This is a genomic window from Paenibacillus sp. UNC217MF, assembly GCF_000686865.1.
Lineage (GTDB): Bacteria > Bacillota > Bacilli > Paenibacillales > Paenibacillaceae > Paenibacillus_B > Paenibacillus_B suaedae.
In genome coordinates this window covers 147,776-160,436 of the sequence record NZ_JMLT01000003.1, presented here as the reverse complement: position 1 = coordinate 160,436, position 12,661 = coordinate 147,776, and the positions used below count along the sequence as shown (strand labels likewise).

The 12,661-nt window shown below is 48.2% G+C and carries 16 protein-coding genes; all 16 read left to right on the top strand.

Annotated elements, in window-relative coordinates; all coding sequences use genetic code 11:
* Positions 1-5: 5 nt before the first annotated feature.
* The gene (gene fliG, locus BP95_RS0100805; RefSeq protein ID WP_005550597.1) at positions 6-1,013 is read left to right on the top strand and encodes a flagellar motor switch protein FliG; all 1,008 of its coding nucleotides are present in this window, start codon (positions 6-8) and stop codon (positions 1,011-1,013) included.
* Entirely contained in the window at positions 1,006-1,851 is an 846-nt protein-coding gene (locus tag BP95_RS0100800) for a FliH/SctL family protein (protein ID WP_028531203.1), read from the top strand. The genes fliG and BP95_RS0100800 overlap by 8 nt, the downstream gene beginning before the upstream one ends.
* A complete protein-coding gene (fliI, locus tag BP95_RS0100795; RefSeq protein ID WP_021256554.1) occupies positions 1,841-3,169 on the top strand; it encodes a flagellar protein export ATPase FliI in 1,329 nt (442 codons plus the stop codon). Before BP95_RS0100800 ends, fliI begins: the two co-directional genes overlap by 11 nt.
* A gap of 7 nt (positions 3,170-3,176) precedes the next feature.
* Complete coding sequence (fliJ, locus tag BP95_RS0100790; RefSeq protein ID WP_028531202.1) at positions 3,177-3,623, top strand: flagellar export protein FliJ; 447 nt, start codon at positions 3,177-3,179, stop codon at positions 3,621-3,623.
* Between the two features lie 54 nt (positions 3,624-3,677).
* On the top strand, positions 3,678-4,586 hold the full coding sequence (locus tag BP95_RS0100785) for a MotE family protein (protein ID WP_065291910.1): 909 nt from the start codon (positions 3,678-3,680) through the stop codon (positions 4,584-4,586).
* A gap of 27 nt (positions 4,587-4,613) precedes the next feature.
* On the top strand, positions 4,614-5,933 hold the full coding sequence (locus BP95_RS31690; RefSeq protein WP_028531201.1) for a flagellar hook-length control protein FliK: 1,320 nt from the start codon (positions 4,614-4,616) through the stop codon (positions 5,931-5,933).
* Positions 5,934-5,980: 47 nt separating this feature from the next.
* On the top strand, positions 5,981-6,520 hold the full coding sequence (locus BP95_RS0100775; RefSeq protein WP_021256550.1) for a flagellar hook capping FlgD N-terminal domain-containing protein: 540 nt from the start codon (positions 5,981-5,983) through the stop codon (positions 6,518-6,520).
* Positions 6,517-6,915 carry a TIGR02530 family flagellar biosynthesis protein gene (locus tag BP95_RS0100770; RefSeq protein ID WP_021256549.1) on the top strand — a complete coding sequence of 133 codons (399 nt, stop codon included), beginning with the start codon at positions 6,517-6,519 and terminating at the stop codon, positions 6,913-6,915. The genes BP95_RS0100775 and BP95_RS0100770 overlap by 4 nt, the downstream gene beginning before the upstream one ends.
* Before the next feature lie 141 nt (positions 6,916-7,056).
* Positions 7,057-7,878, top strand: coding sequence for a flagellar basal body rod protein FlgG (gene flgG / locus BP95_RS0100765; protein ID WP_021256548.1), 822 nt, complete (start codon positions 7,057-7,059; stop codon positions 7,876-7,878).
* 94 nt (positions 7,879-7,972) lie between these two features.
* Positions 7,973-8,197, top strand: a complete 225-nt coding sequence (locus BP95_RS0100760) for a flagellar FlbD family protein (RefSeq protein ID WP_021256547.1) — start codon at positions 7,973-7,975, stop codon at positions 8,195-8,197.
* A complete protein-coding gene (locus tag BP95_RS0100755; RefSeq protein ID WP_021256546.1) occupies positions 8,194-8,649 on the top strand; it encodes a flagellar basal body-associated FliL family protein in 456 nt (151 codons plus the stop codon). Before BP95_RS0100760 ends, BP95_RS0100755 begins: the two co-directional genes overlap by 4 nt.
* A 50-nt stretch (positions 8,650-8,699) precedes the next feature.
* Positions 8,700-9,698: a flagellar motor switch protein FliM gene (gene fliM / locus BP95_RS0100750; protein WP_021256545.1), complete on the top strand. Its 999-nt coding sequence runs from the start codon at positions 8,700-8,702 to the stop codon at positions 9,696-9,698.
* The gene (fliY, locus tag BP95_RS0100745; protein WP_028531200.1) at positions 9,688-10,953 is read left to right on the top strand and encodes a flagellar motor switch phosphatase FliY; all 1,266 of its coding nucleotides are present in this window, start codon (positions 9,688-9,690) and stop codon (positions 10,951-10,953) included. The genes fliM and fliY overlap by 11 nt, the downstream gene beginning before the upstream one ends.
* Positions 10,954-10,975: 22 nt before the next feature.
* Positions 10,976-11,338 carry a response regulator gene (locus BP95_RS0100740; RefSeq protein ID WP_005550576.1) on the top strand — a complete coding sequence of 121 codons (363 nt, stop codon included), beginning with the start codon at positions 10,976-10,978 and terminating at the stop codon, positions 11,336-11,338.
* Positions 11,339-11,342: 4 nt separating this feature from the next.
* Positions 11,343-11,882 (top strand): flagellar biosynthetic protein FliO, encoded by a 540-nt coding sequence (locus tag BP95_RS0100735; RefSeq protein ID WP_021256543.1) that lies wholly within the window; start codon positions 11,343-11,345, stop codon positions 11,880-11,882.
* 8 nt (positions 11,883-11,890) lie between these two features.
* Positions 11,891-12,643: a flagellar type III secretion system pore protein FliP gene (gene fliP / locus BP95_RS0100730; RefSeq protein ID WP_021256542.1), complete on the top strand. Its 753-nt coding sequence runs from the start codon at positions 11,891-11,893 to the stop codon at positions 12,641-12,643.
* Positions 12,644-12,661: the final 18 nt, after the last annotated feature.

Genomic DNA, 12,661 nt, shown 5'->3' with positions numbered 1-12,661 from the left:
GCGGAATGGTCAAAGGCGGATTAACAGGCAGACAGAAGGCGGCGATTTTGCTCATAACGCTCGGGCCGGAAGTGTCAGCTCAAATATTCAAACATCTTAGGGATGAAGAAATTGAGCAGCTTACGCTCGAAATTGCAAATGTCCGCAAAGTAGATGCAGCGGAAAAAGAAGCGGTAATGAGCGAATTTCACCAAATTTGCCTAGCACAGGAATATATATCGCAAGGCGGTATTACATACGCAAAAGAAATTTTGGAGAAGGCACTCGGACAGCAGAAGGCGCTGGATATTATTAATCGCCTGACAGCAACGCTGCAGGTGAGACCGTTTGACTTCGCACGCAAGGCTGACGCACAGCAGATCTTCAACTTTATACAGAACGAGAATGTTCAAACGATTGCGCTGGTTCTCTCTTACTTGCAGACCGAACAAGCTTCGGTCATCCTATCCTCGCTTCCTCCTGAGAAGCAGGCAGAGGTGGCGAGAAGAGTTGCGTTGATGGACAGCACTTCGCCGGAAGTTATTAGTCAGGTGGAGCAGGTGCTTGAACAGAAGCTTTCGTCGACGGTTACCCAAGATTACACAAGCGCAGGCGGCATCGAATCGATCGTCAATATCTTGAATGGTGTCGATCGAGGAACAGAGCGGACGATTCTGGACTCTCTCGAAATTCAGGATCCGGAATTGGCCGAAGAAATCAAAAAGAGAATGTTCGTATTCGAGGATATCGTCAATATCGACAACCGTTCGATTCAACGCATTATCCGCGACATCGACAACAGCGATTTGCAGCTCGCACTCAAAGTTGCAAGCGAAGAGGTACGCGAGTCGATATTCCGGAATATGTCCAAGCGTATGGCGGATACATTCAAGGAAGAAATGGAATTTATGGGGCCTGTACGGCTTCGTGATGTGGAAGAAGCACAGACTCGAATCGTGTCGACTATCCGTCGCTTAGAAGAAGCGGGTGAAGTGATCATCGCTCGCGGCGGAGGAGATGATATCGTTGTCTAATGTCATCAAATCAACCGAGTATGTTCCTGTCGAGCAGCTGAGAATGCTGGAGGCGGTGCGCCGCCATCTCAGACAGGACGCAGCACCGGTAGAAGATCAAGCTGAGCCGTTGACTGCGGAACATGTCTTGAATAAGGATGAGCAGCTTGCAAGCTTGCGGCAGTCCATTCTCGATGATGCAGAATCGTTCGCTGAAGAGCATGTACGCAATGCAGCAGACGAGGCTGAGACGATGTTAAGCGAAACTCGTGAACAGATCGATGCCTGGTGGACAGAGCGAAGAGAACAAGATGAGCAGCTTGTCGAGTCAATGAAGAAGCAAGGATATGACGAAGGCTATCAGCAAGGGATGGCACAAGCGGAGCAGGAAATACAGCAGGCATATGAGCGCAAGATTGCTGAAGCTCAAGCCGTTTTGCAGCAAGCGTATCAGGCCAAAGAGCAAATCCTCCAGGAGGCGGAGCCTTTCGTCGTTACGCTTAGCTGTGCCGTTGCTGAGAAGGTCATTCAGCAGCAGCTCACGGTTGACCCAGACATTATACTCGAAATCGCTCGAAGAACACTTGCCCGCAAGCGTGAGAGCGGCACAATTACACTGTGTGTGTCGCCTGAGCAGTTCTCCTTCGTCCATGCAGCACGTGAGGAGCTTGGATTTGCAATAGACTCTCAAGCAGAACTGGAGATTATTCCAGATACAAGCGTGAACGATGGAGGTTGTGTTGTACGGTCATCCCTTGGAAGCATCGACGCCCGCATAGACACACAGTTGTCTGAAATCAAGAAGGCACTTCTGCAGGTGGCGATTCAGCAAGAGGAGCGTATAGACGATGGCGCTTAATTACAAATGGAATGCGAATAAATATATGGATCATTTACGGCAAATAGATCCAGTTCGTGTTAATGGTAAGGTAACGCAAGTAATCGGGCTGATGGTTGAATCTGAGGGGCCGGATGCAAGTGTTGGGGAAGTATGTTATATCTACCCGACGAAGGGCTGCGAGCCGTTGATGGCGGAAGTGGTAGGCTTCCGTGACAATAAAGTGCTTCTTATGCCGCTTGGCGAGCTGCAATCCATTGGCCCTGGCTGTGATGTTGTAGGCACAGGAAAGCCATTGAGTGTATCGGTTGGCTCAGAACTGCTTGGCAAGGTGTTAGACGGGCTAGGAAGACCGCTCGACGGATCTTTCTTGCCGACACGAATGTCGCAGTATTCGACAAATAATATTCCGTCCAACCCGCTTAAGCGTCAGCGTGTAAGCGAACCGATTGGAGTAGGAGTAAGGGCAATTGATGGTTTGCTAACGATTGGGAACGGGCAGCGGGTTGGTATTTTTGCCGGATCTGGTGTCGGGAAGAGTACACTTCTTGGCATGATTGCACGCAATACAGATGCCGATGTAAACGTCATCGCCCTGATTGGGGAACGCGGACGCGAGGTGCTTGAATTTATCGAACGGGATTTAGGACCTGAAGGGCTTGCTCGTTCGGTTGTTATTGTTGCAACCTCGGATCAGCCTGCGCTCGTTCGGATTAAGGGCGCGCTTATTGCGACAACGATAGCAGAGTATTTCCGAGATCGTGGGATGAATGTGATGCTGATGATGGATTCAGTAACTCGTTATGCAATGGCAATGCGTGAGGTTGGACTTGCCGTTGGGGAGCCTCCGGCGACACGCGGTTATACACCGTCCGTGTTTGCAAGCTTACCGAAGCTGCTAGAGCGTTCAGGAACGGGAACAAGCGGTTCAATTACTGCGTTCTATACGGTTTTAGTAGATGGTGACGATATGAACGAACCAATTGCCGATGCGGTTCGGGGGATACTGGATGGACACATTGTATTGAACCGGAACATCGCCAATAAGGGACATTTTCCTGCAATTGATATATTGGCCAGCGTCAGTCGGGTTATGAAGGATATTGTGCCGAAGGATCACCAATTGTCAGCAGAGCAGTTGAAGCGGCTGCTGGCAGTCTACCGTGAATCGGAAGATTTGATTAACATCGGCGCTTATCAGCAAGGCAGCAATCCTGCTATCGATGAAGCGATTGCCTATATCGAGCAGATCGAAACCTTTACGAAGCAGCGTATTGAAGAGGAAGCTTCCTATGAGGATACGGTGGAACAATTAATGATGCAATTTCCAGGGAGTTGAATGAGCAGTGCGAGCTTTTCATTATTCATTCCAGAAGGTTCTGGATCTGAGGACGAATGAGAAGAAACAAGCGGAATGGATGCTGTCAGAGGCTGTTGGACATCTGCATGCGGAAGAGAACAGCCTGCAAGAATGTCTTCGAGAATTCGAGACAGCAAGGCAGCAGCTGCAGAGTAGTGTGGACAGCTGTGCGCCAGTAGCTGAAGTTCAAGCTTGGCAGCAGTACATCTCCCATGTGGAACAGCAAATCCAACATGCGAGGACACGGGTACGGTCAGCAGAAATCCATGTTCAGGACAAGCAGGGTGAGCTTGCAGAACGAATGACGGATGAAAAGGTATGGACCAAAGCCCGTGAAAAAGCAGAAGAGGAGTTCAAGCGGCAGATGGCATTGTGGGAGCAAAGTGAGATGGACGAGCTCGCAACGGTCCGCTATCACATGGCCGCCCGCTAACATGGATACCGGTTCGAACCCGCCGCACAAGCAGGAGGGATAGCAGTGTCAGAGATGATGACAGAAGAAAAAGAAAGCAATTATTCAGGTTTTGAGCGTTTTTTGTTCTTTGTGACACCAATCATTTTTGCGATTATTTTAATCGGTGTGTTGTTGACACTCTTTAATGCGAATTGGCGCAGCCAGCTCGTGTCGATTGCCAGTGAGATTCCTATCGTGAACAAGTGGGTGACTCCAGAGGAAGCTCCGAAGGATAAAGCGAAGGAAGAAAAGAAGGCACAGAAGGAAGAAACCAAGGCGCAATCTGAACAAATTACAGAATTAAAGGCGCTGCTTGCTTCTAAAGATCAGGATTTGCGAGTCTTGGCCGACAAACGGAAAAGTCTTGAGGGGGAAGTTTCTGAGTTGAAGCACCAGCTTCAAAGTCTGAAAAGCAATCATCAGGAGCAGCAGGCGAATCAAGAGCAATATGATCGTCAAATTAAGGATTTGGCGAACGTGTATGCCAAGATGATGCCGAGTAAAGCAGCTCCGATCTTAGAGAATATGGCAACGGAAGAGATTGTGCTCGTACTGAATGCAATGAAACAAGACAACCGGGTCAAAGTTCTCGAGAAGATGAATCCCAAGGTGGCAGCTGAAGCATCCATGATGTTGAAGGATATTAAGCCGTCCGACAATTTGGAAATTCGCGCGCTGCAAGCGAGACTCAAGAAAAACGAGAACAGCAAAGAGGCGCAAACAGGGCTGGATCGTTCGCAGCTCAGCAAAACGTTCTCGAGCATGACACCGAAGAGCGGAGCAAGCTTCCTGCTTGAAACAGCAAAAATAAATCCGGACAAAGCACTGACAGTACTGAGTTCGGTTGACGATGCGACACGCTCGAAATTGATTAATGCCATGACAGACATAGACAAGACGAAGACAGCTAAGTTAGTTGCCAAATTATTGCCGAACCAATAACCGTATGTAACGGAAGGAGGTGAAAACATGTCAGGAACGATTACGAACGTATCTGCTGTTAATGCGGCATCGTTTTTCGGTGGAGTTCAATCGAAAGGCGATACAGGAGCTTCTGGTTTCTGGGCTACACTTGCTCAGTGCATGAGCGGTGCCGGAGCAGAAGGAGACGCAATGATGTCCTCAACACTCGGTTCAATGATGTCAGCAAATGAAATATTGGCATCACTGGGTTCGGAAGGAGAGGAATCATTGACTGAGGCGATTGGGCAATGGTTCGATGACCCGCTAAAGCAGCTGGATGAGCAGCTTGCAGCAGATCCAGACCCTGCTCTTATGGCTGCGCTGCAGCAATGGCTAATGCAAGCTCATCAGTGGCTGCAAGAACAGCAGCCAGGGCAGCAAGGCGATTCCGTACAATTTCAAAATCTGATTGCACAGCCTGAGACAATCACCATTGCAGTGCGCGATATTATGGCTCAGTTAGCGTCATACTTGGATGCGCCAAAAGGCACGGGGGAATCGGATAACTTCGCACATATGCTGCGTGCTGCCCTTCAATCGAAGGGGGATGGGCTTGAGACTGATGCAGATGGGTCTCAAGAACTAATGCGTCTTCTTAACGGCAGTGGAGCGAATCAGGCGGCATTGACAAGTGGTGATGATCAAGAGGCGGGACAAGTGCTTGGTGCTATGAAGAAGCTTACCGAATTAAACACACTGCTTCGTCCGGCAGCTACTTCCGCTGCGGCAGGAGCGGTTGTAGAATCGACTACGATTGATAGCACAGAAGCTCAGCCAACGCAGCAGGTCATGCTGGCAGGTCAATGGGCGATGAGACAGGAAGGATTGAATACAACGAAATCTACACCTGTTGTTCATGCGGATCGATTTGCGGATGAAATGTCCGGCTTCATCGTGAAGCAGCTTCGCTTTAGCAAGCTGGGTCCAGTATCAGAAGCGAAAATATCGTTGTACCCTGAGCATTTGGGGCAGGTCGATATTCGCTTGACAATACATAACGGACAATTGACAGCTCGCTTTATGACGGAGCATGGAATAGCGAAAGAGATGCTGGAACAGCAGATGTCAATGCTTCGAGGAGCATTACAGACGCAGGGCATTCAAGTTGAGAAGATTGAAGTTGCCCAGCAGCCATCTTCGTCAATGGCTTCATCGATGTTCCAGGAACAGCGGCAATCCAATGCCAATCGTCAACAATCATCGGAGCGTCAATCGAAGCAGCGTTCAGCAGCTATTGAAGATACAGCAGCGCTGAAGCAGGACGAAGAGCAGGTGAAGGAAGCACTGCGTGCTCATGGTCAATCCACCTTCTCAGCATCTGTATAATTGATGCGCATTTGGTAGCAGCAAGCAAGGAGAAGGGAGGGGCGGAAGTGCCAGGAGAAGTTAACAATGTAAAGAGCAATAACTTCCAAAAGGTCGTGACTTTCCCGAACTATCACAAGGACAATATGGCGTTGGCCGGTCGTGTGGAAGAGAAGAAGCTCGGGAAGGATGAATTTCTTAAAATTCTGATCACGCAATTGCAAAATCAGGATCCAATGCAGCCAATGCAAGATCGTGATTTTATCGCACAAATGGCGCAATTCAGCTCTGTCGAACAATTAATGAACATTTCGACGCAAATGAACACGATGCAGCAGACACTCGGAATGTCCTCCAATATGATCGGCAAGGAGATTACATGGATTGCGCAGAAAGATGCGGCAAGTACGGACGGTAAGGAAAGCACAACCCAAATCAAGACGGGCATCGTGGATTCCATTCTAGTTCGTGACAATCAGATGTACGCCAAAGTAGGCAAGGACGAAGTCGAAATGAAGTACATTTCTGAAATTCGCATGCCTTCAAGCGGACAAGTGGATGGGAATGCGACAAGCAAGCCGGAACAAGCCGTGGACGGCAATTCATGAATATCCAAGGCTCACTAGGGCATTTGCCGCCAATTCGTCCTGTACAGACAAATTCTTTGTCGAGGGCGACATCAAGCGGAAAGACAAGCGCTGCCCTCCAGTTTCAGCAGCTGCTGAATCAAGAGCTGCATAAGCAGGAAGACGTACGGTTCAGTCACCATGCGCAACTTCGGATGAAGGAGCGCGGGATGTCCATGACACCGGATTTGATGCAAAAGATGAAGCAGGCTATTTCACAAGCGGAATCCAAAGGAGCTAAGCAATCACTGGTTGTTGTTAACAAGCAGGCGTTCATTGTGAATGTTCACTCTCGAACGGTAATCACGGCTCTCGATGAAGCTTCTCAGCAGGATCACATCTTTACGCAAATAGACAGTGCCGTCCTTATGAATTAATGTTCATTGGCAGTTACATTGATGAGGTTGAGAAATGTGTAAATGGCAGGGCACGGTATGAAATGGCTGGACCGTTAAGGAGGCCATCGCTCATGGAACGACAGAAGTGAGCGGAATAACGAATAGTCGGAGGTAAAAAGAATGATTCGATCCATGTACTCTGGTGTATCCGGAATGCGCGGCTTTCAGACGAAGCTGGATGTAATCGGCAATAACATTGCGAACGTAAATACAGCAGGCTTCAAGGCTGGACGCGTAACCTTTAAGGATATTATGAGCCAAACGGTATCAGGAACGACTGCACCAGGCGATGGTGGTATGGGGGGCGTCAATGCTAAGCAGATCGGACTTGGTGCTGTTGTTGCTTCCATAGACAATGTGCATACAGGCGGCAGTGCGATGACGACGAACCGTCCGCTCGATTTGCGCATTGATGGAGATGGATTCTTTGCAGTAAAAATGGGTGATGATGGTGCGACCTTCTATACTCGCGCTGGTGATTTCCATCTCGATGCAATGCGTCAATTGGTAACTTCCGATGGTTTGCGAGTGCTGGACGCTGGCGGTGGCGGAATTCAATTGGATGAAGAGATCGTTGCGTTCACTATTGCACAAAATGGCGAAATTATCGCGAAGAGAGATGATGGTACGACTGAAGCAACAGGCGTCAAAATTGGTGTTGCGAAGATCCCGAATCCAGAAGGCTTGGAGAAGGTGGGAGGCAACTTGTACCGATTGACTCCGAATGCGATTGAGGGCGGCGCTCTTGATGAATTGTCGGAAGCAAACAGTCCAGAAGCTGGTACAGGCGCGATCATTTCCGGACAGCTGGAAATGTCGAACGTTGATTTGACTTCTGAATTTACCGAAATGATCGTTGCGCAACGCGGCTTCCAAGCGAACTCTCGCATCATCACAACTTCCGATGAAGTGCTGCAAGAGGTTGTTAACTTGAAGCGATAAGCGGTAGGTAATCCTGCTTCCTTAATCCCGCAGGCTGTGGGGGCATAATCCCCCGTCTGCGGGATGACGGACGGCGCTCGAAAGGAGGAATAGAATGATATCTGTTACGAGATTGAATGGATCGCCTGTATGGGTGAACGCCCTTCTTATCGAGTCTGTAGAGGAGACACCCGACACGTATATTACCCTGACGACAGGCAAGAAGTTTATTGTGCTGGAGAAAGGGCAGGAAGTCATTAGTTGCATTGAACAATACATACGTTCTGTAGGCATTATTGCCGGAACGAAGAAGACAGAATTATCGGAGGGACAACCATGAAACGAATGCTGCCGTGGATGATTACGGTGCTGCTAGCGCTCACGTTAATTGCACTGGTAGTTATTATGATGTCGAACTCAACACCAGGGAAACAAGCTAACCCGACTGGGAACATTGCTGTGCCTAGACTGTCTGCCGATGAAATTGTAGAAATGACGTCCAGTATGAATGAAATCAAGACGAACCTGGCAGATCACGACTATATCGTACTGACAGGATTCGCATTTCAATTGGACAGCAAGAAGACCAAGGAGCAGTTTGACAAGATCAAAGACATGCGTATTAAACCATTGATCTTACGCACGCTCGCAGACATGAAGCCGGAGGAACTGCAAGGCATGAAGGGACAAGATCAGTTATGTTCCAAGCTGCTCGAATTGATTAACAAGCAGTTGCCAGAGGGCAAGGTCATTCAAATCGACTTGACCGATTTCATTATGCAACGCCTCTAACAAGGGCGGTTACATCTGTTGTAGTTGATTCCTGTAAGGGGGTGAAACGATTGGTTGACGTGCTGTCACAGAACGAGATTGACGCCTTGCTGGCGGCGTTGTCCTCAGGTGAGATGGATGCAGAAGAGCTTAAGAAAGAGGAGACGCAGCGTAAAATTCGCTCCTATGATTTTAAGCGGGCTGTTCGATTTTCTAAGGATCATATCCGCAGCTTAACACGCATCCATGAGAATTTTGCCAGATATTTAACGACATATTTTTCTGCGCAACTCAGGACATTTGTACAAATCAATGTCGTACAGGTAGAACAGCTGCCGTATGACGAATTTATTCGGTCTATTCCGAAGATGACGATTCTGAATATTTTCGAGGCTGAGCCGTTCAAGGGGCGAATGGTACTCGAAGTAAATCCTAACGTAGCCTTTGCGATGCTGGATCGCATGTTGGGCGGTACGGGTATGGCTCCATCGAAAATCAATGCGTTAACAGAGATTGAGACGACGGTTATGGAGCGAATATTCAGCCGTGCGTTCGACAGTTTGCAAGAAGCTTGGAAAAATGTCCTTGATATTGAACCAAGACTTGAAGCATTGGAGACGAATCCACAGTTCATGCAGATCGTATCGCCGAATGAAACGATAGCGCTCATCTCCTTGAGCACGAAAATCGGGGATACGACGGGGATGATCAACTTGTGTATCCCGCATGTCGTCATTGAGCCGATCATGCCGAAGCTCTCTGTGCACCATTGGTTCGTATCAGAGAAGAAGACAAGAGAGCCGATTGAAGTTGAAAAATTACGCCAGCGCGTAACAAAGGCGAAGCTGCCGATATCGGTGGAGCTGGGGACATCCAATATTACGGTGCATGAGCTAATGCAGCTCGCGGTTGGCGATGTGATCGCGTTGAATAAGCCGGTTGACAGTGGATTGTCAATTCGGGTCGGCGAACGCGAGAAATATATAGGAACACCTGGTGTGTATAAGGATCGAGTCTCAGTACAAATCGATCACGTTGTAGATGAAGGAGTGGAAGAGCATGACGAGTAAGGACTACTTGTCACAGGAGGAAATTGACGCGTTGTTGAAGAGATCATCAGATGAACCGTCTGCCGAAGAAGCCGGTACTCCTTCCATTGAAAAGTTTTTGGACCCGATTCAAATTGATGCATTGGGCGAAATTGGCAACATCACATTCGGCAGTGCAGCAACAGCACTGTCCACGCTGCTTGGCAAGAAAGTAGAGATTACAACGCCTCGTATTTCGCTGCTTCAGCGTGAGAACTTGGAGAATGAGTTTCCGAAGCCGCACGTGGCCGTACACGTTCGCTATGTAGAAGGCTTTGAGGGTGTAAACTCACTCGTTATCAAAACATCGGATGCTCAGGTAATTGCAGACTTGATGCTTGGCGGAGATGGCACGAACACGAGTCATGATTTGACTGAAATTCATATTAGTGCCGTTCAAGAAGCTATGAACCAAATGATGGGATCTTCAGCGACTTCGATGTCTACTATCTTCAATCGCTTAGTGAATATTTCTCCTCCTGGAATTGGCATCTTGGATATGTCTAATGGAACAGGCGTAGATACATTGCCTGAAGATAATGTACTCGTTAAGGTATCGTTCCGATTGACGATTAGTGATCTGATCGATTCAACGATCATGCAAATATTAACAGTTCCGTTTGCGCGGAATATGGTCTCACTGCTGCTTTGCTCAGCTTCAGATGAACCTGCGGCTGCTGCAGAAACTCCGGTTGCAGAAATGCAGCCTGAAGCCAAATCAGCTTATGAACCATCTATGACAGCACCAGTTCAACCGGCAATGGAATCCCATATGCCGCCGATGCAGGGCTATCATGATCCAATGGGAGGAGGGCATGCTATGCAGCAACCTTATACAAATGCTCCAATGCATACACCTGGTATGGATATGCGTGGAGATCACGCTGCAGCATTTGGGACTGCACCGAATCGGAATGTGAACGTGCAGCCTGTGCAATTCGCAAGTTTCCAATCGGCTCCATACCAACAAACGGATGAATCTAATCTAAATTTATTGTTGGACATCCCACTCAAAGTCACAGTAGAATTAGGTAGGACACACAAACAGATCAAGGACATCTTGGAGCTTTCCCAGGGCTCCATTATCGAGCTGGACAAGCTGGCAGGCGAGCCTGTCGATATTCTTGTCAACAACAAGCTTATCGCGAAGGGCGAGGTTGTTGTAATCGACGAGAACTTCGGCGTGCGTGTCACAGATATTATCAATCAGTGGGATCGAATTCAAAAACTACAATAAGATTTGGGGAGGATTCTCAACGATGGCAAACCGTATTTTGATCGTAGATGACGCAGCGTTTATGCGAATGATGATTCGCGACATTTTAACTAAAAATGGTTATGATGTTGTCGCGGAAGCATCGGACGGTGCACAGGCGATCGAAAAGTACAAAGAACATAAACCAGACCTGATTACAATGGATATTACAATGCCGGAAATGGATGGAATTACAGCGCTTAAAGAAATTCGCAAATCCGATCCGAATGCCAAAGTCATTATGTGTTCCGCGATGGGACAGCAGGCAATGGTTATTGATGCGATTCAAGCAGGAGCGAAGGACTTCATCGTGAAGCCGTTCCAAGCGGATCGCGTAATCGAAGCAATCAAGAAGACATTAGGTTAATTGTATGAAAACTGACAGCGGTCAACTGATGCAATCATCTGGTGTCGATGGATATTTATCGAGCTTATTGACCGTGTTGTTGTCACTTGCCGTCATCATCGTACTTATCGTGCTGTTCATCAAGCTGTTAAGCCGCAAAAACCGAATGTGGCAAATGAACCAAAGTATCCGAACGTTGGGCGGCACCGGCCTCGGACCAAACAAGTCGATGCAAATCGTAGAAGTTGGCGATGTCGTCTATGTATTGGGCATTGGGGAAGATATTACGCTTATCGATAAAATATCCGATCCGGCCCAAGCGGCACGCTTTACCGCGGCGCTTGAACGCGAGCAGCCGACAGCGGCATGGCCAACATCCTGGTCGGAGTGGAAACAACGTCTGCGAGTTGGACGCAATGGACGAACTATTGACAGTAACACGAAGCCAGAAGAGACGGAGTCTGTCTCATTCCATGAAATGTTTCATGAGAAGCTTGAGCGCATGCCGAAGCGCAGCGAGCAAGTGGAGCAGTTATTGAAGGAAGATAATAAAGAAGATCGGTAGATGGATTCATGAACAAAAAATTGTTACTATCTGTAACCGTCGCACTGTTTGTATCCAGCATGTCAGCTCATTGGGCTATGGCATCTCCCATTATTCCGGACATCGACATTAAGGTCGGGGGCGGAGGACAACCGGGAGCATCATCAATTTCGATATTGCTGCTTATTACGATATTGAGCATAGCTCCAGCAATTCTGGTGCTGATGACCTCCTTCACACGAATTGTGGTTGTCCTTGGGTTCGTGCGGACGTCCCTAGGGACGCAGCAGATGCCGCCCAATCAGGTGTTGATTGGTCTGGCGCTCTTTCTAACTTTGTTTGTGATGTCCCCGACAATTGGCGAAGTGAATCAATCAGCCCTACAGCCGTATTTAAAGGGTGAGTTGAACCAGACCCAAGCGCTCGAGAAGGCATCTGTTCCGATGAAGAAGTTTATGTTCTCACATACACGTGAGAAAGATTTGCTCTTATTTATGAAATACACCAAAACGGATAAACCGAAAACATACGAAGATATTCCGTTAACCGTACTCGTGCCTGCTTTCGCGATCAGTGAGTTGAAGACGGCGTTCCAAATGGGATTTATGATCTTTATTCCATTCTTGGTCATTGATATGGTTGTGGCCAGTACGCTTATGGCCATGGGGATGATGATGCTGCCTCCGGTTATGATATCGCTGCCGTTCAAGATTTTATTGTTCGTGCTCGTAGATGGCTGGTATCTCGTAGTGAAATCGCTGCTCATGAGCTTCAATACATGACGCGAGTCAGACATGGCG